Source organism: Synechococcus sp. SynAce01, assembly GCF_001885215.1.
Lineage (GTDB): Bacteria > Cyanobacteriota > Cyanobacteriia > PCC-6307 > Cyanobiaceae > Regnicoccus > Regnicoccus frigidus.
Genome location: NZ_CP018091.1, coordinates 1375325 through 1397102, shown reverse-complemented (window position 1 = coordinate 1397102; position 21778 = coordinate 1375325). Strand labels below are relative to the sequence as shown.

General features: G+C 63.9%; 23 protein-coding genes. 14 read left to right on the top strand and 9 right to left on the bottom strand.

Annotated features, from left to right (window positions below; genetic code table 11):
• Nucleotides 1–5 precede the first annotated feature (5 nt).
• The 6 genes from mreC to BM449_RS07305 all read left to right on the top strand — a co-directional run bounded on the left by mreC (nucleotide 6) and on the right by BM449_RS07305 (nucleotide 5473).
• Nucleotides 6–770 (top strand): rod shape-determining protein MreC, encoded by a 765-nt coding sequence (mreC, locus tag BM449_RS07330; RefSeq protein ID WP_071800689.1) that lies wholly within the window; start codon nucleotides 6–8, stop codon nucleotides 768–770.
• 3 nt (nucleotides 771–773) lie between these two features.
• Nucleotides 774–1277, top strand: a complete 504-nt coding sequence (mreD, locus tag BM449_RS07325; RefSeq protein ID WP_071800688.1) for a rod shape-determining protein MreD — start codon at nucleotides 774–776, stop codon at nucleotides 1275–1277.
• A gap of 69 nt (nucleotides 1278–1346) precedes the next feature.
• Nucleotides 1347–2642 carry a sugar ABC transporter substrate-binding protein gene (locus BM449_RS07320; protein WP_071800687.1) on the top strand — a complete coding sequence of 432 codons (1296 nt, stop codon included), beginning with the start codon at nucleotides 1347–1349 and terminating at the stop codon, nucleotides 2640–2642.
• Nucleotides 2643–2724: 82 nt separating this feature from the next.
• Entirely contained in the window at nucleotides 2725–3531 is an 807-nt protein-coding gene (locus BM449_RS07315; RefSeq protein WP_071800686.1) for a response regulator, read from the top strand.
• Nucleotides 3532–3611: 80 nt separating this feature from the next.
• Nucleotides 3612–5180, top strand: a complete 1569-nt coding sequence (gene lysS / locus BM449_RS07310) for a lysine--tRNA ligase (RefSeq protein ID WP_233830553.1) — start codon at nucleotides 3612–3614, stop codon at nucleotides 5178–5180.
• A 29-nt stretch (nucleotides 5181–5209) separates the two neighbouring features.
• Nucleotides 5210–5473: a hypothetical protein gene (locus tag BM449_RS07305; protein WP_048016474.1), complete on the top strand. Its 264-nt coding sequence runs from the start codon at nucleotides 5210–5212 to the stop codon at nucleotides 5471–5473.
• 35 nt (nucleotides 5474–5508) lie between these two features.
• On the opposite strand, the gene BM449_RS07300 is transcribed toward BM449_RS07305, so the two are convergent.
• Genes BM449_RS07300 through egtB form a run of 5 tightly spaced genes read right to left on the bottom strand, consistent with a single transcriptional unit; the run spans nucleotide 5509 to nucleotide 9379 of the window.
• Nucleotides 5509–6306 (bottom strand): YdcF family protein, encoded by a 798-nt coding sequence (locus BM449_RS07300; RefSeq protein WP_071800685.1) that lies wholly within the window; start codon nucleotides 6304–6306, stop codon nucleotides 5509–5511.
• A 13-nt stretch (nucleotides 6307–6319) separates the two neighbouring features.
• Nucleotides 6320–6850 (bottom strand): hercynine metabolism protein, encoded by a 531-nt coding sequence (locus BM449_RS07295; RefSeq protein WP_071800684.1) that lies wholly within the window; start codon nucleotides 6848–6850, stop codon nucleotides 6320–6322.
• A gap of 38 nt (nucleotides 6851–6888) precedes the next feature.
• Nucleotides 6889–7113, bottom strand: coding sequence for a hercynine metabolism small protein (locus BM449_RS07290; protein ID WP_071800683.1), 225 nt, complete (start codon nucleotides 7111–7113; stop codon nucleotides 6889–6891).
• Nucleotides 7110–8108: an L-histidine N(alpha)-methyltransferase gene (egtD, locus tag BM449_RS07285; protein ID WP_071800682.1), complete on the bottom strand. Its 999-nt coding sequence runs from the start codon at nucleotides 8106–8108 to the stop codon at nucleotides 7110–7112. Before egtD ends, BM449_RS07290 begins: the two co-directional genes overlap by 4 nt.
• A complete protein-coding gene (gene egtB, locus BM449_RS07280) occupies nucleotides 8105–9379 on the bottom strand; it encodes an ergothioneine biosynthesis protein EgtB (RefSeq protein WP_186437623.1) in 1275 nt (424 codons plus the stop codon). The genes egtD and egtB overlap by 4 nt, the downstream gene beginning before the upstream one ends.
• A 98-nt stretch (nucleotides 9380–9477) precedes the next feature.
• Between egtB and BM449_RS07275 the strand changes: the two genes are divergently transcribed.
• The 8 genes from BM449_RS07275 (at nucleotide 9478) to BM449_RS07240 (ending at nucleotide 17716) form a co-directional block, all read left to right on the top strand.
• Nucleotides 9478–10509 carry a cysteine synthase A gene (locus BM449_RS07275; RefSeq protein ID WP_071800681.1) on the top strand — a complete coding sequence of 344 codons (1032 nt, stop codon included), beginning with the start codon at nucleotides 9478–9480 and terminating at the stop codon, nucleotides 10507–10509.
• Nucleotides 10510–10534: 25 nt separating this feature from the next.
• Nucleotides 10535–12604, top strand: a complete 2070-nt coding sequence (locus tag BM449_RS07270) for a protein kinase (RefSeq protein WP_233830551.1) — start codon at nucleotides 10535–10537, stop codon at nucleotides 12602–12604.
• 11 nt (nucleotides 12605–12615) lie between these two features.
• Nucleotides 12616–13314, top strand: coding sequence for a 7-cyano-7-deazaguanine synthase QueC (queC, locus tag BM449_RS07265; protein WP_071800679.1), 699 nt, complete (start codon nucleotides 12616–12618; stop codon nucleotides 13312–13314).
• A gap of 7 nt (nucleotides 13315–13321) precedes the next feature.
• A complete protein-coding gene (locus BM449_RS07260; RefSeq protein WP_071800678.1) occupies nucleotides 13322–14632 on the top strand; it encodes an anthranilate synthase component I family protein in 1311 nt (436 codons plus the stop codon).
• Complete coding sequence (locus tag BM449_RS07255; protein WP_083544452.1) at nucleotides 14629–15543, top strand: aminotransferase class IV; 915 nt, start codon at nucleotides 14629–14631, stop codon at nucleotides 15541–15543. Before BM449_RS07260 ends, BM449_RS07255 begins: the two co-directional genes overlap by 4 nt.
• 27 nt (nucleotides 15544–15570) lie before the next feature.
• Complete coding sequence (locus BM449_RS07250; RefSeq protein WP_071800677.1) at nucleotides 15571–16092, top strand: hypothetical protein; 522 nt, start codon at nucleotides 15571–15573, stop codon at nucleotides 16090–16092.
• A gap of 66 nt (nucleotides 16093–16158) precedes the next feature.
• Nucleotides 16159–17364, top strand: a complete 1206-nt coding sequence (fmdA, locus tag BM449_RS07245) for a formamidase (protein WP_071800676.1) — start codon at nucleotides 16159–16161, stop codon at nucleotides 17362–17364.
• Nucleotides 17365–17443: 79 nt separating this feature from the next.
• A complete protein-coding gene (locus tag BM449_RS07240) occupies nucleotides 17444–17716 on the top strand; it encodes an FmdB family zinc ribbon protein (protein ID WP_071800675.1) in 273 nt (90 codons plus the stop codon).
• Nucleotides 17717–17728: 12 nt separating this feature from the next.
• On the opposite strand, the gene urtE is transcribed toward BM449_RS07240, so the two are convergent.
• The 4 genes from urtE to BM449_RS07220 form a co-directional block, all read right to left on the bottom strand.
• Nucleotides 17729–18445, bottom strand: a complete 717-nt coding sequence (gene urtE, locus BM449_RS07235; protein ID WP_071800674.1) for an urea ABC transporter ATP-binding subunit UrtE — start codon at nucleotides 18443–18445, stop codon at nucleotides 17729–17731.
• A 37-nt stretch (nucleotides 18446–18482) separates the two neighbouring features.
• Complete coding sequence (urtD, locus tag BM449_RS07230) at nucleotides 18483–19229, bottom strand: urea ABC transporter ATP-binding protein UrtD (RefSeq protein ID WP_071800673.1); 747 nt, start codon at nucleotides 19227–19229, stop codon at nucleotides 18483–18485.
• 101 nt (nucleotides 19230–19330) lie between these two features.
• Nucleotides 19331–20473, bottom strand: coding sequence for an urea ABC transporter permease subunit UrtC (gene urtC / locus BM449_RS07225; protein ID WP_071800672.1), 1143 nt, complete (start codon nucleotides 20471–20473; stop codon nucleotides 19331–19333).
• A gap of 63 nt (nucleotides 20474–20536) precedes the next feature.
• Entirely contained in the window at nucleotides 20537–21694 is a 1158-nt protein-coding gene (locus tag BM449_RS07220; RefSeq protein ID WP_071800671.1) for a branched-chain amino acid ABC transporter permease, read from the bottom strand.
• Nucleotides 21695–21778 lie beyond the last annotated feature (84 nt).

The following is a 21778-nucleotide window of genomic DNA, read 5'->3' as shown; positions in this document are numbered from 1 at the left end:
TCGCCATGCCCATAGGGCGTCTGCCACGCCTCCAGCCCCTGCGGCTGGTGCTCCGCTCCTGGCCCTGGGGGCTGCTGGTACTGGCCTTGGTTGCGGTGAGGCTGAGCAAGGGGGCTGTGCTCAGCGACGCCTATGCCCTACTGAGCAGGCCGTTCTGGCCCGGTACGGCCCAGCGCGAGTGGCTGCAGTCGGGCACGGGTCTGGAGCTGCTGACCCGTCAGGCCCATCTGGAGCAGGACAACCGCCGGCTGCGCATGCTGCTTGACCTGCAACGGGCCAATCCCGACAAACTCACCGCCGCCGTGATCTCGCGGGAGCCTGAGGGTTGGTGGCAGCAGCTGGTGCTCGGCTCCGGTCAGGCTCAGGGAATCGGCCCAGGCGACGCGGTTGTGGGTCCGGGCGGATTGATCGGCCGGGTGGCCAGCGTGACCCCAACCACGGCCCGGGTGACCCTGCTCACCGATCGCACCAGCCGGGTGGGGGTCTGGGTGGGACGCACCCAGCGCCATGGATTGCTCACTGGCCTGGGGACCAGCCGGCCGCAGCTCGTCTTCCTGGAGAAAGACCCACAAGTGCGACCGGGGGATCTGGTGGTCACCTCTCCGGCCAGCACCCTGGTGCCGCCGGGGCTGAGCGTGGGGGTCCTCCAGGCGGTGGATGACAAGGCGGTGCCGGCCCCCACGGCGGTGGTGCAGCTGAGCGCACCGGTTGGTGCGATCGACTGGGTGCAGGTGCTGGTGACGTCGCCCGCCAGCAGGCAGGCACCCTGAGCGATGGGGGTCCTGCATCGCCTTCGGTGGGCCGTGGCCAGCGCTGGCGTTGTGCCCCTGCTCACCCTGGCCTCCCCGTCCTTTCTGAAAGTGGCTGGGGTGTCGCCCAGCTGGGCCGTGCTCTGGCTGTTGCCCTGGTCCCTGGCCGATGGCCCGCTCTCCGGCGCCCTGGCCGGGGTGGGCCTGGGGCTGCTCGTTGATTCCCTGCAGGTGGGCCCGGAAACCCAGATCCCCGCCCTGGCCCTGCTGGGTTGGTGGTGGGGGCGCCTGGCCCGCAAGGGGGCCCCGATCGAGCGCAGCTTGAGCCTGGGGCTGCTGGCCCTCCTCGGAACCCTCTTTCTTGGCCTGAGCCTGCTGCTGCAGCGCCATGGCATCAGCTTGTCGGAACCGCTCCTCCGGCAGGCTGGCCTGCACACCCTGCTGGCCCAGACCCTGGTCACCGCGCTGCTGGCACCGATGATCTGTTCATTACTGCTGCTGCTCTGGCGACGGCAGGGCGCGATCTAGAAGAGCCGATCTGATGAACTTGAACCGATGCCAGGCCGGCCGGCGGCCGATTGCAAGCGGGCGGCAGCGATGAGCGGCGGGATTCGCTGGAGCCGGCGCGCCGTGCTGGGGTCGGCCTTGCTGCTGGCGGCGGGCTGCGCGCCGCGCCGCCGCCCGGGCCGGGAGCTGGAGTTCTGGAGCCTCGAACTCTCACCGAAGTTCGACACCTACATCACCTCGGTGATCGCCGCCTGGGAAGCGCTCCATCCCGGGATCAAGGTGCGCTGGACCGACCTGCCCTGGGGATCGGTGGAGCGCAAGCTGCTGGCGGCGGTGTTCGCCCGAACGGCACCGGATGTGGTCAACCTCAACCCCCTGTTCGCCGCCAACCTGGCCAGCAAAGGGGGACTGCTGGCACTGGATCCACTGCTGCCACCTGGCGCTGGCGACACCTTTCTGCCACGGATCTGGCAGGCCGGCCGAATCGAAGGCGAGCAGATCGGCATCCCCTGGTATCTCACCGCCCGCATCACGCTGGCCAACAACGACCTGCTGCGACGCGCCGGTTACAGCGCTCCGCCCCGCCGTTGGCAGGAGGTTCCCGCCTTCGCTGAAGCGGTCAAACGCCGCACCGGGCGCTACGCCCTGTTCGTCACCGCAGTTCCCGACGACTCCGCCGAGTTGCTGGAGTCGTTGGTACAGATGGGGGTGACCCTCCAGGACCAGCGGCGCCGTGCCGCCTTCAACAGCCCTGCCGGCCGCCGTGCCTTTGCCTTCTGGACCGATCTCTACCGCCGCGGCCTGCTCCCCAGGGAGGTGGTCAGCCAGGGCTACCGCCGCGCCGTTGAGCTGTACCAGAGCGGAGAGCTGGCCACCCTGGCCAGCGGCGCCGAGTTCCTGCGCAGCATCCAGACCAACGCCCCCCAGATCGCCGCGGAGACCGAACCGCACCCCCCGCTGACCGGACCAAAGGACAGAGCCAATGTGGCGATGATGAACCTGGCGGTGCCACGCCAGAGCGCCTTTCCAGAGGAAGCGCTGAGTTTTGCCCTCTTCCTCACCAATGCCACCAACCAGGCCCGCTTCGCCGAGGAAGCCCGGGTGTTGCCTTCCGCCAGCGGCGCCCTCGCCAAGATCGAGCAGGGCCTGCGTCAGCCAGCCCTGGGCGACGCGCAGGAAGAGCTGGTGCGTCGGGCCCGGCTGCAATCCCTCGAGACGCTCGAGATGGCCGAGGTGCTGGTGCCCGCCAGCCCGGGGGTGAAACGGCTGCAAGCCATCCTCTACAGGCAGCTGCAACGGGCGATGTTGGGCCAGTCGAGCAGCGATGAAGCGCTGGCTGCCGCCGAGCGGGAGTGGAACAGCTATGCGGTGGGCCGCTGGCCCTGATGGGGCCACTCCCCAGTGGCTGCCAGCTCTCAGCGACGACTTGCTGAGTTGTAGGGTTGCGTTTCTTAATGCCTCTGGTGCCATGTCCCTGGAAGCACAACCCAGACCTGCTCAGGGTGAAGCCTCCAGAGAACCAGTCGGTGCACCGCTTGCCACGGTGCTGGTGGTGGATGACGAAGCCACGGTGCGGCGGGTGCTGCAGATGCGCCTGGAACTCGCTGGCTATCGGGTGCTCTGCGCCGTCGATGGCGAAGAGGCCCTGACCCTCTTCCACCGGGAGCAGCCGGATCTGGTGGTTCTCGATGTGATGCTGCCGAAGCTTGATGGCTTCGCGGTCTGCCGGCGTCTGCGGGCTGAATCCTGCGTTCCGATCATCTTTCTATCGGCGCTCGATGCGATCACCGAGCGGGTGTCTGGCCTCGATCTCGGAGCCGACGACTACCTCCCCAAACCGTTCAGCCCCAAGGAGCTCGAAGCACGGATTTCAACGATCCTGCGCCGGGTCGGGCGGGGCTCGGCCACGATCGAGCCCCGCGACGTTCCGGTTGGTCAGGGCATCCTGCGGGTGGGCGATCTGATGGTGGACACCAACCGCCGCCAGGTGACCCGGGCCGGCGAGCGCATCGGGCTCACCTACACCGAATTCAGCCTGCTGGAGATGCTGTTCCGCGAGCCCGGCCGTGTGGTGCCCCGCGCTGAGATCCTCGAGCAGCTCTGGGGCTACCCACCACGTCGCGCCGCCGACCTGCGCGTTGTTGATGTCTATGTGGCCCGCCTGCGCGGCAAGCTCGAACCGGATCCCCGCAACCCCGAGCTGATCCTCACCGTGCGCGGCACCGGCTATTCCTCCCAGCGGACGGGTGAACCGGTGGGCACCGCCACCACCTAGATCCGGTGAAAACGGCCTGGGGCCAACCCCGTGCAGGCCCGTTCCTGCAGGATGGAGGGCTGCAACCGCTCCTTCTTCCCTTGCCTGAGCCGCGTTTGAACCGCCTGGAGAAGGCCCGCCTGGAGAAGGCTGAGGCCTTGGCGGCCATCGGCCAGGGCCCCTATGCCCTGCGCTTCGATCCAACGCACCGCAACGCCGAGCTGCAGCAGGCCCATGCCGATCTGGCCAATGGCCAGGACCGCGACTTCGCCGTGGCAGTGGCCGGGCGGGTGATGACCCGGCGGGTGATGGGCAAGCTCGCCTTCTTCACCCTGGTGGATGAAAGCGGCCCCATCCAGCTGTTCATTGAGAAGGCCACCCTCGCCGCCGCGCTGCCGGACCAGCCCGAAAGCTTCGCCCAGCTCACCTCCCTGGTGGATGCCGGTGACCTGATCGGGGTGCATGGCAGTCTGCGCCGCACCGACAAGGGCGAACTGTCGGTGAAGGTGAAGCGCTGGGAGATGCTCTCCAAGGCGCTGCAACCGCTACCCGACAAATGGCATGGCCTGGCCGATGTGGAGAAGCGCTACCGGCAGCGCCATCTCGATCTGATCGTCTCTCCCCAGACCCGGGAGACCTTCCGCCGCCGCGCCAAGCTCGTCAGCTGCATCCGCCGCTGGCTCGATGAGCGCGAATTTCTGGAGATCGAAACCCCCGTGCTCAATGCCGAGGCCGGCGGCGCCGACGCCCGGCCGTTCACCACCCACCACAACACCCTCGATCTGCCGCTGTTCCTGCGGATCGCCACCGAGCTCCACCTCAAGCGACTAGTGGTTGGCGGCTTCGAGCGGGTCTACGAACTCGGCCGCATCTTCCGCAACGAGGGCATCAGCACCCGCCACAACCCCGAGTTCACCTCGGTGGAGGTGTACCAGGCCTACGCCGACTACACCGACATGATGGCGCTCACCGAAGCGCTGATCGCCGAGGCCGCTCAGCAGGTCTGCGGCAGCACGCAGATCGCGTATCAGGGCACGCCGATCGACCTGACGCCCCCCTGGCGCCGGGCCACCATGCATGAGCTGGTGGAGCAGGCCACCGGCCTCGATTTCAACAACTTCGAGCAGCGGCAGACAGCAGCGGCCGCGATGGCCGCCGTGGGCCTGGAGGTGCCGGCGGCGGCCGACAGCGTCGGTCGTCTGCTCAACGAAGCATTCGAGCAGACGGTGGAAGCGAACCTGATCCAGCCCACCTTTGTGCTGGATTACCCGGTGGAGATCTCGCCACTGGCCCGGGCCCATCGCAGCAAGCCGGGCTTGGTGGAACGCTTCGAGCTGTTCATCGTCGGGCGCGAAACGGCCAACGCCTTCAGCGAGCTGATCGATCCCCTCGACCAGCGCCGGCGGCTGGAGGCCCAGCAGGAGCGCCGGTTCGCCGGCGACCTCGAGGCCCAGGGCGTTGACGAAGACTTCCTCGCAGCCCTTGAGGTGGGCTTGCCTCCCACCGGCGGGCTGGGTATCGGCATCGACCGGCTGGCCATGTTGCTCACCGACAGCCCCAGCATCCGTGATGTGATCGCCTTTCCGCTGATGAGGCCAGAGACCGGTGCGGTTGCTGAGGCGGTGGCGGTGGCGGCTCCGGTTGGAGGCGCAGACGGCCACAGTGGATAATTGGGAGACGTTGGCATCCATCCCAGCCCATGAGTGGTGAGCGCGTCGGGTTTCGCTTCAAACACGCCGATGCGGTGGTCAAGCGGAATCCCCAGGGCCGGTCCCGTCGGGGTTGGGTGATGGAGCCGGTGGAGCAGACCACCAGCCGAGGCACCAAGATGCCTGCCTACCGCATCCGCTGGCGCGACAGTGAGCGCCCCGAGATCGTGTTGCAGCACATGCTGATCGCCGATCCCGATCCCACCCCGCCGCCGGAAGGGGTGAGCCTGGTACCACCGGCCCCCAAGAAGTAATTGGCCCGAGCCCGTTCGGCTCCGTTGGGTTCAGCTCAACCCCATCCGCGCCAGCGATAGGCCAGCAGGCCGATCCGCTCTTTGACCACCAATGTCGTGAGCTGAAGCGCGTTGGCATCGGGAAGCAGGGACATCAGCAGCGATCCAGGCGTGACGGTGCCGAGCTGGTTACGGCTCGGCAGGATGTAATCGCAGGCCACCGGGATCACCGTGAGGCCGGTGCGGCGCTGAAAACTGGCAAGGGCGCGGGGCATGTGCAGCGCGCTGGTGACCAGCAGCACCGAGCTCCAGCCCCGTTCCCTGGCGATCTGGTCCACCGCGGCGGCCTCCTCGGCGGTCGTGCGCGCCGTGTCGCTGATGGCGATGCGGGCTGTGGGAACACCCAGCTCCAGGGCCAGGGTGCGGGCCGTGACGGCTTCAGCCGGGGCGGGGTCGTCACGGCGGAAGCTGACCTTGCCGCCGCTGAGCAACAGCAGCGGCGCTCTCTCGGCCCGCATCAGCCGCACCCCGGTGAGCAGCCGGTCACCGGCGCCTGTTACCTCCACGGCAGCGCGGGGCGGCAGCTGGGCCTGCAGGCCGCCGCCCAGGACGACGACGGCATCGGCGCGGGGCACCACCACCGGGGTGAGGGCGGCGCTGGCTTCCTCCAGCCCCCAGACCAGCTGCCGGGCCGTCAGCGGCATGGCACTGATCCAGAGCAGGGCGAGACCACTGCTGCCCAGCCAGCCAGACCAGCGGCGGCTGCGGCCCCAGTGGGCGGCCAGCAGCAGCACCAGGCTGAGACCGAGGGGATAGGCGAGCAGCGGCAGCAACTTGGAGAGCAGAAATCCCATCGCCGTTGCTTGCTCAGGCCCTCGGGGAGCGGCGCTGGCGGCGCAGATCCTCCAGGGCCTGCTCCTTCTCGAAGCTGGCCCAGGCCTGCTCCAGGTCAGGTGGCTCGGAGCGATCAGCAGCGGCCTTGGGGCGTCCACCCGACGGGGTGGCCGGGCCGCCAGAGGCCTCAAGCTCCGCCAGCTCCGTCTCCACCTGGCTGAACGTGAGGCCCAGGTCGTTGAGGACCTGCCAGCGGTCGCGGCCCTGCCCCATCAGCTGGCGCAGGTGGGCCTCCGCCTGATCGGCCAGCGCCTCGGCACCGGCCTTTCGGGCCCGCTCGACCCGCTGTTGCCACTGGGTGATCTCGGCCGCCAGCTCCAGCAGCGCCGCTCGGGCGCTCTCAGCTTGGCCCTGAATCTGCAGGCGCTGGCGGTTCAGGCGCCGCTGCCGCTCCTGGCGCTCCTCCAGCTCAAGCAGCACCTGCTGCTCCGGGTGAGAGCCCAAAAAGGCCTCTAGCTGACGATCCAGCTGGGCCTCAAGCTGATCGAACCAGCTGCTGCTCATCGGGGAGAGGTCATCGGCGACGGCCCATCAGAAGTGGTTCATTCCGGGGCCCGCGTGATCAGCGGAGCCTCGATCTCTTCCTGCAGCGGCGTGATCGCCGCTTCGCGCGAACGCAGCAATAGCTGGGTGAGCCGGGCGATGGCCCCTTCGCCCAGATCCTGGGCGCCGATGCTGTCGAAGGCCTGGCGGTAGAGCGTTTCGAGCTGGTCGATCAGCCCCTCCCGCACCTGGCGCATCGCCTGGCGTTGGTCGTCGCGGCTCATGGCTGAGGCTCCAGAAGATGCAGAGAGAACGTACCGGCCGGATCACTCCAGCGCTGGCGCGGCCGCCAGCCTGCAGAGCCGGCCAGGGCCGCGAAGGCCTCCGGCGTGTACTTGTAGCTGTACTCAGTGATCAGGGCTTCAGCGGGGGCGAAGGTCCAGTCCTGGGAGGCGAGCCGCACCACCTGTTGCCCCTGGCTGACTAAGGCCATCTCGATGCGGCACTGATCAGGCTGCCAGCGGGCCCGATAGCTGAAGGCCTCGGGGTCAAAGCTGCCGCCGAGGTCACGGTTGAGCCGCACCAGCAGGTTGCTGGCAAAGGCGGCGGAATAGCCGGCTCGGTCGTTGTAGGCCGCCTCCAGGCTGGCCACCGCCCGTGGCTGATCGATACCGATCAGCAAACAGCCATCGGGGCCGAGCAGCCGGGCGAACTGGGCCAGCAACGCCCTGGCCTGGGGGGGCTCGAAGTTGCCCAGGGAGCTGCCGGGGTAGAAACCGATCCGGCGCTGGCCTTCGAGCAGGGGATGGGCCGGCAGGTCCTGCAACTGGCTGTAATCACAGCAGATGCCGAGCACGGCGGTGGCCGGATGGCGGGCCTGGAGAGTGCCGCAGGCTGCCGTCAGGTGGCTGGAGCTGATGTCCAGCGCCACATAGGCCGCAGGGGCAAGGGCCTCCAGCAGGGGCGACACCTTGCGGGCACTGCCGGCACCGAACTCAATAGGAAGGCCGGGGCCGATCGCCGCGGCCATCGCCACCGCTTCTTGCTCCAGCAGGGCGGTTTCGGTGGCGGTGAGGCGGTACTCGGGTTGCCGGCAGATCGCATCGAACAGCCTGGAGCCCTCGGCGTCGTAGAGGAACCAAGCGGGCAGTTGTTTAGGGACGCGGCTGAGGCCTTCCACTGCCAGCCGCTCCAGATCGGCGGGAACCGGGTGGAGATCGATCAGGGCAACGGCCTGTCGCTCCAGGAAAGACTGCCGCTCCAGGAACTGGGTGCTCATGAGGCGTCCCTAGCCAGGCGAAGGCCGCTGGCCATCCAGCGGTTGCCCGGCGGAAAGAAGTTGCGGTAGGTGGGGCGCGCATGCTGCGCCGGCGTCAGGAAACTGCCGCCGCGCAGCACCATCTGGGAGCTCATGAACTTGCCGTTGTATTCGCCCACGGCACCGGCCGCTGGCTGGAAGCCCGGGTAGGGGCGGTAGGGACTGGCCGTCCACTGCCAGAGCAGCCCATCCACTTCTGCGATCCGCTCGCCACAGCCATCTGCCCCTGCCTGGAGCTCTTCGGCACAGGCAACGGCCTCCCACTCGGCCTCGCTGGGCAGCCGGGCACCGGCCCAGCGGGCATAGGCGTCGGCTTCGAACCAGCTGAGATGGCGAACGGGAGCCTCGGGATGCAGGGGGCGGCGGCCGGCCAGGCTGAATTCCCACTCCCAACCGGAGGCAGGCCCGCTGCCACGCCAATAGCGGGGCGCCTGCCAGCCCTCAGCCAGCGCGGCCGCCCAGCCTTCGCTCAGCCACAGTTCCGGGCGCTGGTAGCCGCCATCGGCGATGAAGGTGGCGTAATCGCCGTTGCGCACCAACCGGTTGGCGATGGCGTAGGGCTCCAGCCAGACGCGATGACGGGGAGCCTCGTTGTCGAAGTGGAAGCCGCCGCCATTGGCTGGATGGCCGATCTCCACCAATCCGGCGGGGCCAGCCAGCCAGCGCAAGGGGCCGGCCACCTGGCTGGGGCCATAGCCGGCTTCGGGACCAGCGCCCCCCGCCCAGGCCGCCGGTTCGAGCGGATTGCGGCTGAACCCGTCGAGCAGGTCCATGAGCAGGAGCTCCTGGTGCTGCTGCTCATGCTGCAGCCCCAGTTCCAACAGCTCCAGCAGGGGTTCGGCCTCGGGGCCCGATTCCTTGCCGAGCCGCTCCAGCAGGGCCGTCAGGCCGGCATCCACCCGCCGGCGCCAGGCGATCACCTCAGCGATCACCGGGCGGCTGAGCAGACCCCGTTCCGGACGGGGATGGCGGGCGCCGATGGCGTCGTAATAGGAATTGAACAGGTAGCCCCAGCGGCTGTCGGCCGGGGTGTAGCCGGGCAGATGGGGCCGCAGCAGGAAGGTTTCGAAAAACCAGGTGGTGTGGCCGAGGTGCCACTTCGGCGGGCTGGCGTCAGCCATCCCCTGCAGGCCGAGGTCTTCGGGCTCCAGCCCCGCCACCATCTCTTCGCTTCGCCGCCGTGTGGACCCCAGGCGTTCCAACAAGGCCTCGGTCGGGGCGGCGGTGGCCATGGCCTAACTGTTGCTGATTCTGATCGTAAGGGGCGCAGGCGGGTCAGCCGCCGACCGTACGATCAGCAAAGTTCGTTCACTTCTGCAGGGCCGGCGTGATGGGCAGCAGCCAGCCAACGGTGAACCAGGGCACGAACCGTCCAGGCACGATCTGCCAGGGATTCGTGGGGGCGGTGGGCAACACGCCGCTGATTCGCCTGCACCAGCTCAGTGCGCTCACCGGTTGCGAGATCCTCGGCAAAGCCGAATTCATGAACCCCGGCGGCTCCGTCAAGGATCGGGCCGCCCTGGGAATCCTGCTGGAGGCGGAGGAAGGCGGCCAGCTGCAGCCAGGGGGCACGGTCGTCGAAGGCACCGCCGGTAACACCGGCATCGGCCTCACCCACCTCTGCAATGCCCGCGGCTACCGCAGCTTGATCGTCATTCCCGACACCCAGTCAGCCGAGAAGATCGACCTGCTGCGCTCGCTCGGGGCCGATGTGCGCACCGTGCCGGCGGTTCCCTACCGCGACCCCAACAATTACGTGAAGCTCTCGGGCCGGCTCGCGGCCGAAACCCCCGGAGCCATCTGGGCCAACCAGTTCGACAATCTCGCCAACCGGCGCGCCCACTACCGCACCACCGGTCCGGAGATCTGGGAGCAGACCGGCGGCCATGTGGATGCCTGGGTGTCGGCAACCGGCACGGGCGGCACCTATGCCGGGGTGGCGCTTTATCTCAAGGAGCGTTCGCCCGCCGTGCGCTGCGTGCTCGCCGATCCCCATGGCAGCGCCCTCCACAGCTGGGCAACGGCTGGCGAACTGAAGGCCGAGGGAAGCTCGATCACCGAGGGGATCGGCAACAGCCGCATCACCGCCAACCTGGAAGGGGCTCCGGTGGATGACGCGGTTCGGATCGACGATCAGAGCGCCCTCGCCACGATCTACGACCTGCTCTGGCGCGAAGGGCTGTTCCTCGGAGGATCCGTGGGCATCAATGTGGCCGCGGCCGTCGAGACCGCCCGCCGTCTCGGGCCTGGCCACACGATCGTGACGGTGCTCTGCGACAGCGGCGACCGCTACCGCTCCCGCCTCTACAACCACGATTGGCTGGCCGCCAAGGGGCTCAGCCAGCCCCGGCGAGCGCCTTGATGGACGCGGCAACCTGATGGAAAGCATGGCCAGCGCGGCACCTGGAGTGGTGATCGCCGAGCGTTACCGACTGGAGGCGGAACTGGGCGATGGAACCCAGGGCAAGCTCTGGCGCGCCAGCGACCAGCTGGCGGCTGAGGCGCCGATTGTGCTGCGGCAACTGGGGCCCGATCAGGACCAGCCCCGGCTGCAGGAGCTCTGGGCCCAGCTGCGGGGGGTGCTTCACCCCCAGGTCCCCCGCTTCGGAGAGGTGATCAGCCGCGACGGCGATCTCTGGCTGGTGCGCGAGTGGCAGGGGGGTCGCACCTACCGGGAGCTGATCGAGGCGAGGCGTGAACGCCAGCTGGTCTTCGGCAACGGGGAGGTGATGCTGTTGCTGCGCCAGTTGTTGCCGGTGCTGGCGGTGCTGCATGGCCAGGAGCTGGTCCATGGCGATCTCTGCCCCGCCAACCTGCTGCGCCGCGACCGCGATGGGTTGCCCGTCCTGCTGGACTTCGGTCTGACGACTGGCCTCGGCAACGACAGTCGTGCTGCCACGGGCGCGACGCCTGGCTATGCCCCGCCGGAGCTGGGCCGCGGCGCACCGGCAGCGGCCTGGATGGATCTCTACAGCCTGGGGGTGGTGGCCCTGGTCTTGCTCAGTGGCGAGGAGCCCGCAGGGTTGCTGGATCCAGCCAGCCTCTCCTGGCGTTGGCCGAGTGGATTGGCGCTCGATCCCCCGTTTCAGGCCGCCATCGAACGCCTGATCAGCGCCGATCCCGCCCGGCGGTTCAGCTCGGCCGGCAATGCCCTGGAGGCGTTTCAACAGCTGCCGATGCCCGAGAGCACAGGGCCGGTGCCCAGGGCCGACCGCACCGTGGTTCTGGTGCCACCGCCGGCAGCGGCCAGCCCGGCGCAACAGATCCAACTGCCCCAAACCCAGCCAGCAGCGGCCGAGCCAACTCCGTCGCCCCAGCCGGTGCCGCCGGTGCTGGCGCGATCGCGCCAGCAGAACAAGGAGGAGGCTGTCGAAGGACGCCTCTGGCCCCTGGTGGTGACCTTGGCGCTCTCCGCCGTGGTGGGAATCAGTCTGGGCTGGTGGCTTCTGGGCCGCTCCAGTGCCCCCAGCGACACCCAGGCGGAGGTACCGCTGCAGCAGCTCCCCTCCAGCCTGCCACCCGCCGAGGTGGACCAACGCCAGCAGCTGCTCAATCGCCTGAGGGCGCTGCAGGTGAATCGGGGTTGGTTCCTCAAGCTGGTGGATTCCAGCCTGCTGGCCCAGTTCCCCGAGCGGGGTGGGCGCCTGCCAGGCGATGGTCTTGAGGATGCGCCCCTGCGCCGGGTGTGGAATGAGCTGGCTGAAGACTGGCTGGTGCGGGTGGAGACGTTGCCCCTGTCGCTACGCAGCCGGCTGGGAGGCTTCAGTGCCGGCGACTGGGAAGCCCAGCAGCAGCGGTTGGCCGGCCAGGGCTTAAGCCCGCCGGTGCTGCGGCAGCTGGTGTCCGGCAATGCCCAGAACCTGCTGCCAGGCCGCGCCGGCAAGGACATCCCACCCGAGCCCCAGCGACAGCTCTGGTATGCCGCTGCTCAACAAACCCTGGAAAACCTGAGAATCGAATCGATCGAGGTCGCTCCCGAACAGGCGCGAATCGTTTCGGCCCGCATTCAGGCCGGCGGCGCGCGGGTCTTCCCGATCCGGGTGCCCAAGGGCTACCGACTCTCCCTCGGGGTGAACGGGTCCCCGCTGATGCAGATGAGCGTCTACGACAGCAATGGCACCCAGCTCGAACCGAAAGGTCCCCTGCGCAGGATCACCGTTGAACGAGTCGAAGACTCCCAGGTGCAGGTGCTGGTCAGCAATGACGGCGTTGCCGCAGCCTCGATCTCGCTCACGTTGCAGGTTGAGGCACCGCCTCCGGAGCCGCCGCCCGAACCAAGGCCCGAACCGGCTCTGACGGAGCCTGACGCCCCTGGCCTCCCCCTGGTACCCCGGACGCCAACGGCCCCGAACCAACCGATCCGGCCAGGCGGCGAAGCAGAGCAGCAACCCTCCAGGCCAGCCAATCCGCCCCCGGCACCGCCAAGACCAATTGCTCCGCCAGCACCACCACCGTGAGAGCAGCAGACGTGACAACCCGCACCACTGTTGCCCTGCTCTCCGGCGGCCTGGATTCAGCCACCGCCGCGGCCCTGGCGATCGAAGCAGGCGATCGGGTGATCGGTCTGTCGTTCGACTACGGCCAGCGCCATCGCCAGGAACTGGTTGCCGCAGACAGCCTGGCCCAGACCCTGGGCCTGCAGGAGCACCTCACCGTGGCGGTGAATCTGGCGGCCTGGGGCGGCTCCGCCCTCACCGATCCCGCCATCGCCTTGCCAAAGAGCGGCGTGGTGGAAGGCACGATTCCACCCACCTACGTGCCCTGCCGCAACACGGTGTTCATCGCCCTGGGCCTGAGCCTGGCTGAAGCCCGAGGCGCCCAGCGGCTGGTGCTCGGCGTCAATGCCATCGATTACTCCGGTTACCCCGACTGCCGGCCCGACTACCTGGCCGCCTTTCAGCATCTGGCCGATCTGGCCAGCAAGAGCGGCCGCGAGGGCCAGGGCACCAGGCTCTGGGCACCCCTGGTGGAGTGGGACAAGGCACGGATCGTTCGCGAGGCGCTCCGGCTGCGGGTACCGATTGAGGCCACCTGGAGCTGCTACGCCGGCGGTGCTGAACCCTGCGGCCGCTGTGACAGTTGCCGCATCCGCGACACAGCCCTCAGCGAGGCCGGCCGCCCTGATCTGGCCAGCCCCTGGCGGCGGGCCAGGGCTGGCAGCAGCTGAAATCAGCATGGCGGCAGTCCAGCGGCGAGAGCTTCCCTGGCGGGAACCCTGGGCCGTTGCCAAGGCCCTGACCGCCCGCTTCGGGATCGATGGGCTCGGCTGGCTCGATGGCGATGGCAGTCCGCTCGGCGCCACCGCCGTGCTGGGCGCCGATCCCCGGGAGCTGGTGGTCTGTCGCGGGCTGCCGGGCAGCGACGGTTCCAGGGATCCCTTCGAGGCCCTGGCCCAGCTGGTGGGCGCAGGCGGGACCTGGTTGGGCTGGCTGGCCTACGAGGCCGGCGCCTGGGTGGAGCCCGCCGATCATTGGCGGTCCCCCGCCATGCCAACCCTTGTGGCCGGCCGCTACGACCCGTTGCTGCAGTTCGATCTGAGCGGCCGGCGGCTCTGGCTGGAGGGCGAGGAGCCCCTCCGGCTGGGGATCTGGGAGGAGCTGGTGGCCGGGCTCAGCCCCGAGCAGGTGCCCGCCGACCCGCCTGGTCAGCCGATCGATCCCGGCCGCTGGCACTGGCACACCGGCGAGGCCGTCTTTGCCGCCCAGGTGAGCCAGCTGCGCGAAAGGATCGCCGCCGGCGATCTCTTCCAGGCCAATCTCTCGGCCTGCTGCGAGGTTGTGCTGGAGCAACGCCCCGATCCGCTGGCGCTCTATCAACGCCTGCGCCAGCACTGTCCGGCACCGTTCGCCGGGCTGCTGATCAACGGCGAGGACGCCGTGCTGTCGGCTTCACCGGAACGTTTCCTGCAGGTGAGCGCCAGCGGCCAGGTGGAAACCCGGCCGATCAAAGGCACCCGCCCCCGCCATGGCGATGCCGAGGCCGACGCCGCTGCCGCCGCCGCCCTGGTGAGCAGCCCCAAAGACCGTGCCGAGAACGTGATGATCGTCGATCTGCTGCGCAATGACCTGGGACGGGTCTGCGAGCCGGGCACCATCCAGGTGCCGCAACTGGTGGGGCTGGAGTGCTACCGCCAGGTGCACCATCTCACCTCGGTGGTGGAGGGCCAGCTCCGCTCCGGCGCCGGCCTGGTGGATCTGCTGCGGGCCTGCTGGCCGGGGGGCTCGATCAGCGGCGCCCCGAAACTGCGGGCCTGCCAACGCCTGGGCGAAATCGAGCCCGTGGCCCGCGGCCCCTACTGCGGCTCCCTGTTCCGGCTGGGGGCCGATGGCAGCTTCGACAGCAACATCCTGATCCGCAGCCTGATGCTGCACGGCCGGCGCCTGCGGGCCCACGCCGGCTGCGGCATCGTCGCCGACTCCGACCCGGCGGCCGAGGCCGAAGAACTGGGCTGGAAACTCAGGCCCCTGCTCGAGGCCCTGGGATGAGGGCGATCGCCTGGATCGCAGCAGCCGAACGGACGCCTCGCTGCCCTGTACCGGGCCAGGTCCGGGCGGGGGAATGGGGATCACCAGAAAGCCTGAACCTGCCCCTCGGCGACCGCGCCCTGCAACTGGCCGATGGACTGTTCGAAACCGTCTGCGTCGAAGCCGGCCAGCCCCATCTGCTGAGTGAGCACCTGGAGCGCTGGCAGAGCAGCGCCGGCTTGCTGGGAATGGAACAACCGCCTGAGCGCCAGGAAGTGGAGCTGTTGCTGGCAGAAGCGATCCAGCGCAGCGACATCCGCGACGGCGCCCTGCGACTGAACTGGGGGCGCGGCCATGGCCCGGCCACTGGCCGCGGCATCAACCTGCCCGCCGCCGATGAACCAGCGCCACCGCATCGCTTCTGGCTGCAATTCAACGCCGCAACACCCTGCTTCGAGCCAGTCAGCGTCCTCGTCAGCGGCAGCGAGCAGCGCAACGCCAACAGCCTGCAGAGCCGCTGCAAGACCTTCGCCTACGGCGCTTCGATCCAGGCACGACGCGAGGCACGCGCCGCCGGCGCCGACGACGCCCTGCTGCTCAGCACAGCCGGTGGGCTCTGCTGCGGCAGCACCGCCAATTTGCTGGTATGCCAGGGCGGTCGCTGGCTGACACCAGCAGCTGCCAGTGGCTGCCTGCCCGGGGTGATGCGCGGCCGGGCCCTGGGCCTGGGGCTGGCCGAAGAAGCTTGGATCAGTCCCACCGACCTGGGCATGGAGCTGCCAACAAGCCAGGGGCTTGAGGGGGCTGCGCTGCTGATCAACAGCCTCAGCTGCCGGGCGATCGTGAATCTCAACGGGTTCGCCAGACCGCAATGGCTGGACGTGGAGCCGCTGTGGCGGTCGCTGCTTTCCGCGCCGAGGCCCCTGCCATAGGGTGCCCAGACTCTCCATCTCGACATCATGCCAAGGGATGCCATCCACAGACAGTCGTGGCGCAACTCCCTGGTCTGCGGCCTTGCCTTAATCGGCTTGCTGGGTTGTGGTCAACAAAAAGAAGTCGCGATTCAGGATGCAAAGGCGGGTGATGTCCTGGTTAACACCGAGGACACCCAGGTGTCGTTGGTGAAACAATTCACAGCGGGAACTCTGAACGGGCTGTACAACGGGGCCGTCAATGTCAGAGATGCAGCGGAGAAGTCGCCAGAGGTACTGTATCAGGTGAGCGCGGTGTGCAGCATGGAAGATCTGCCGGGATGGCCCGAGTATGACAATCTCTATGGCCATCCGTTAACCGATATCGAGAAAGTTGGCGAGTTCTCTACAGCCTCCCGTTGGCAGATTCTCTATCACTACGATGGCCGTGTCGAAAGCAAAAGCAATCTCAAGGACAAAGCCTGGACTGCACGCCTGAAAGACAATCTCTGCCGGCGGGGTGACTTCAACGACAGCACGGCCAAGCCGAAGCAGGCCGGGATCCAGTAGCCAATGACACCACCGTAGATGGTGTCATCGCCTTGGATGAATCGCTAGCAAGTGCTGTCAGCATCCATGCCCAAAACACTTTTTAAGGTTGATCTGACCAAATCGATGGATCAGCAGGAGATGCCCGGTCACAACCGTTGGCATCCAGACATTCCTGCCGTCGTTTCAGTGAATCCCGGTGAAGTGTTCAGGATTGAATGCAAAGACTGGACGGATGGACAGATCAAAGACAATGACGATCCCCAGGACATTGCCGATGTGAACCTCGAAGTGGTTCACGTTCTCAGTGGTCCGATCTGGGTGAATGGCGCCCAGCCAGGAGACATCCTGGTGGTGGATATTCTTGATGTCGGCGCCTTGCAAGGCGATGAATGGGGTTTTACCGGGATCTTTGCTAAAGAAAATGGTGGCGGTTTTCTGACCGATCACTACCCCAAGGCAGCCAAGGCCATCTGGGATTTTGAAGGGATCTACACGAGTTCACGCCATATCCCAGGCGTTCGTTTTGCAGGGATCACCCATCCAGGCCTGATCGGCTGTGCCCCTTCGCATGAGCTGCTGCGGGAATGGAACCGCCGCGAGACCGAATTGGTCAACACGGCACCCGACCGGCGAACCTATGGCGCCGGACTATCCGGCAGTGAGCCGGTGCTGGCAGCTTTGCCGAATCCCAACAGCGCCATCCTTGGAACCCTGCCAGGTTCTGAGTTTCAGCGTGTGGCCAATGAAGCCGCCCGCACCGTTCCGCCGCGGGAGCATGGCGGCAACTGTGACATCAAAAACCTGACGCGCGGCACCAAGATCTACTTCCCTGTCTATGTTGAAGGCGCCAAGCTTTCGATGGGTGACATCCACTTCTCGCAAGGGGATGGTGAGATCTCCTTTTGTGGAGCCATTGAAATGTCTGGCTTTCTTGATCTTCACGTCGAGATCATCAAAGGCGGCGTTGAAAAGTATGGGATGGTCAATCCCATGTTCAAAACCAGCCCAGTGGAGCCCCATTTCACTGACTATCTGGTGTTTGAGGGGATTTCTGTTGATGAATTCAGCGGCAAGCAGTATTACATGGACGTGCACATTGCCTACCGCAGGGCGTGCCTCAATGCCATTGAATATCTCAAGAAGTTTGGCTACACGGGCGAGCAAGCCTACCTGCTGTTGAGTTGTGCGCCGGTGGAGGGTCGTATCAGCGGAATTGTTGATATTCCCAATGCCTGCTGCACCCTGGCCTTGCCAACGTCCATTTTCGACCAGGATATATTGCCACACTAGTGCTTAGGCTTATCCCTGCTCCTTTCAATTCGTTGAAAGGAGCTTTTGCTGATTAAACATTCTTCAAGGCTTTACTTCCATGCCCGTCTACGAATTCAGCTGTACAAGAGGATGCGAGAATTATGACGTTTGGCGCAGCATTGAAGAGCGCCAGACCAATACGCAATGCCCATCCTGTGGTGACGATGGGATCAGATTTTTTACGCCCCCGATGACACTGTCTGGGGCATTCAGGCTCAAGGTCGAGACAAAAGAACCAAAGCTGGTCCGCAAACAAAGCCAGGAACCATCCAAGTCACCCAGACTTCGCGAAAACACCAGCCGTCCATGGATGCTTAACCGAGGTTGCTGAGCTGGCTCGGCCTTACACCGTGAGGAACTCTTGGATCACATCATCAGAGAGATTCTCAGTTGGCCCATTTGACACGATTCCACCCCGTTGCATGGCGTAGTAATAGTTTGACTGCCTGACGAAGTGAAGATGTTGTTCAACAAGCAAAACACTGATCCCTGTTTCTTTCATGATGCGTTGGACGGCAATCTCAATGTCTTGAATGATGGAAGGCTGGATACCTTCAGTTGGTTCATCAAGCAAAAGCAGTTTGGGCTTCCCAAGAAGGGCTCTGGCAATGGCTAATTGCTGCTGCTGGCCGCCACTGAGGTCACCACCTTTACGTCCTAGAAATTTTTCGAGAATGGGGAATAGGTCGAACACAATCGGATCGATGTGGCGATTCTTACCTAACCCCCCAGGCAACGCTTCCATACCCAGCAACAGATTTTCCTTGACTGTCACCTGGGGAATGATATCTCGCCCCTGGGAAACATATCCAATCCCTGATCTGGCGCGACGATAGGGCGGTTGATCTGTAAGCGTTTGATCACCATAGAGGATCGAACCGGAACGTTGCTTCAGAAGCCCGATGATTGTTTTAAGAAATGTTGTCTTGCCAACGCCATTTCTGCCAATCAAGCAAACCATTTGGGCTTCTGGAATCGAAAGATCTACATTTCGCAGAATATGGCTTTGACCATAATAAACATTGAGATCATTGACCTTAAGAATGTTGGATGTTGTCATGGCTGGTGAGTTGACAGTCAATAGGGGTGGATCTAGTTCAGTCTTCTGTGGTGCCAAGATAGACTTCAATCACCCTTGGATCTTTCTTGACTTCATCAAGGGGACCTTCTGTGAGAAGTTGGCCTTGGTGGAGGACTGTCACATCAAAGTCGAGATCTCTGATGAACTCCATGTCATGTTCAATCACCACAACAGTATGATCACCGGCCAGTGATTTGATCAATTCAGCTGTGCGTAGGGTTTCTTCATCGGTGAGGCCAGCCACTGGCTCATCGAGAAGCAGCACTTCTGGAGCTTGGGCCACAAGGCTGGCAATGGCAAGCCACTGTTTCTGACCATGGGAGAGCGAACCCGCCTGGGTGCCGGCAAAGGGAGCCAGGCCCACGTAACTCATCAGCCGATGGACCTCATCCTTGGCCGCCATTGGCAGAGGATCAAGCATCAGGCTTAAGGCGTTCTTTCGCGGTGACACAGCCAATTCAAGGTTTCGAAGCACTGTCAGATTGTCAAAAACCCTTGGTGTTTGGAACTTTCGGCCAATGCCGTTCCTGGAGATTTTCTGCTCCGACATGCCAACCAACGATTGGCCCCTGTAGGTCACTGTTCCTTTAGTCGGACGGACCTTGCCAGTGATCACATCGAGAAACGTCGTCTTGCCAGCACCATTGGGCCCAATGATCGACTTGACCTCTCCTTTGATCAGCTTGAGAGAAAGATCGGTCAGAGCATAAAAGCCATCAAAGCTGACACTGACATCAGTCAATTCAAGAAGCGTTTCAGCCATGGCATTTAGCGTTGCGACAACGTTGAGGGGGTGGAGAGAACCTGAATTGGCAAAAGGAGGGTCATTAGTTGATCGGCAAGGTGCTTCGGCTATGAGGGCCCCTAAGCAGAAGAATCGGTTGGAGTTGTGCTGACAACCTCCTGCAGGCTTTCGATCTGCTCATCGATTTTGGGATAGGTTCGGGCTTTCTGGGCAATCCCGAAAGAAGCTAGGAAGCTGCGCAAACCGCCGCCGGTGAACCATCCGTAGATGCCATCAGGCATCAAGACGACGACAAAGATGAACAAACCCCCTTGGACGAACAACCAGAGCTCTGGCAAGGCTTCGCTCACCAAGCTCTGCAGGTAATTGACGAGAACGGCCCCAATGATCGGTCCCACGAGGGACCCCCTGCCGCCCACTGCGACCCAGATCACCATTTCAATCGAGAATGAAATCGACATGAACTGAGGCGAGACGATGCCTGTTTGGACGGTATAAAGAGCTCCTGAAACACCGCAAAGGCCACCAGCAACAATAAAAACAATGGTCTTGAAGGGAACGGGATTAAAACCAGCAAATCTAAATCTTTGCTCATCGTCCCTGATCGCAATCAAAGCATCGCCAAAACGGCCTGTCGTGAAATATCTGCAGATTAGAAAAGCAACAGGCAGCAATAATACCGTTAATCGATAAAACCAGAGCTTCATATCACTAGATCCAACCAACAGGCCGTATAATTCAGTAGTGTTGGTGGTGAGCCCGTTGGAACCATTAATTAGCTTTTGCTGGCCATTAAAGAAGTGAAAAAACACCATCAAGGCCGCTTGGGTGATGATGGAGAAATAAACACCCTTGATTCTATTTCTAAAAATCAAGTATCCAACTACTCCTGCAACCAATGCGGGGATCAGAGACAGGCAAGCCAGGGTAAGGAATGGAGAATTAAACGGCTGCCAAAAGAATGGCAACTCACTAACTCCAAAGTTCTCAAAGAATTTGGGAATCCCGTTACCGCCTTGTTGGCTCGGCGTATTCAGCGTGAGGTACATCGCCGCTGCATAACCTCCCAAGGCGAAGAAGATTCCTTGGCCAAGGCTGAGCAGACCTGTATAGCCCCAAATCAAATCAATCGCCAAGGCCGTGATGGCCAGGGCAAAATAGCGTCCAAAAAGATTCAGCCGAAAATCACTGAGAATTGCCGGAAGGACGAAAAGGGCAATGGCAAGGAGGATCCAGGGAACCAGGCGTTTGAAGAGTTTCATGGTTAACTAGTTCTCCAAGTGGATCTATGACAAAGTAAAACAGTTGGGTAGGCCAAGTAGGACTCAAGCATCGACTGAACGTCCCTTTTGAGGGAACATCCCATTCGGCTTAAACTGCAGAAAGACGATAATAAAGATGAAGACCAGAACCAACGACATACTGGTGGTGGCAAAGAATTCAACCACCCCTTTAAGCGCCGGCGGCAGGTTGGGGAAGACGATCAGGATTGAGCCCGAACCGACAACAGATTGAATGATGCCCAGCATGATTGAAGCCAGCACGGTGCCGAGCAGATTGCCAACGCCCCCAAGCACAATCACCATGAAACAGGAAACGATATAAGCCGTACCGAGGTTGGGACCCACCGAACCCAACAGCGTAATCGCAGCACCGGCGACACCGGCCAAACCAGAACCAAGCCCGAAGGTAATGCTGTCGACACGATCAGTTGGAATTCCCAAGCAATTGCTCATCTGCCTGTTCTGGGTGACCGCCCTAATCCGCAACCCCCATGCACTCTTACTGAGAAACCAGAGAACACCGATGAGCAAAAAGATTGATAGAAGAATAATGAAGACCCGAATACCAGGCAACTCAACGGTACCGATCTTGCCCCAACTGCCTTGCAGCCATTTCGGTGGGCTGACATCCAGGTTTCGAGGACCAAACCAGGGCGACGAGAGCTGCCGCACCGAAGACATGGAGTTGACAACAATCAAGCCAATGCCCAGAGAAAAAGCCCACATCAAACCATTGAGATAGGTGAAATACGGCTTATCACCAATCTTTTTGGCCATAAACTTACTTCCAATCAAACCAATCGCGACGGCCGCCAGGATGCCAATCAGCATGGACGTTGAGATGCTGCGAATCAACTGAATCAGCACCAAGCTGACACCCCAGGTGGCCAGCAATGTTTCAAGAGGCCTGCCGTAGAGCTTTCTGATCAGGGTTCGCTCCAGCAACACCCCAACCATGGCCGTGATAATGAAGGCAAGGATCAACGCCACCGGGTAATACAGTTCGAAAATCGCCGGGCCCAGGGGCTTGAACAGATTTTGAACCACAAAAGTGACATAGGCACCCAACATCATCAGCTCACCGTGGGCGAGATTGATGACACCCATCAAGCCAAAGACAATGGCCAATCCAGTAGCGGCCAAAAGCAGCACTGAGGCAATGCTGAGGCCATCTAAAATTTGAGAAAAGAAAAGTTCCACCGACGAAGACTGATAAGTGGAAGTGGGGTCGCTTCTTACAAGCGACGATGATGGTCACCTGTGTAGGGAAAATGGTGGAGAAAG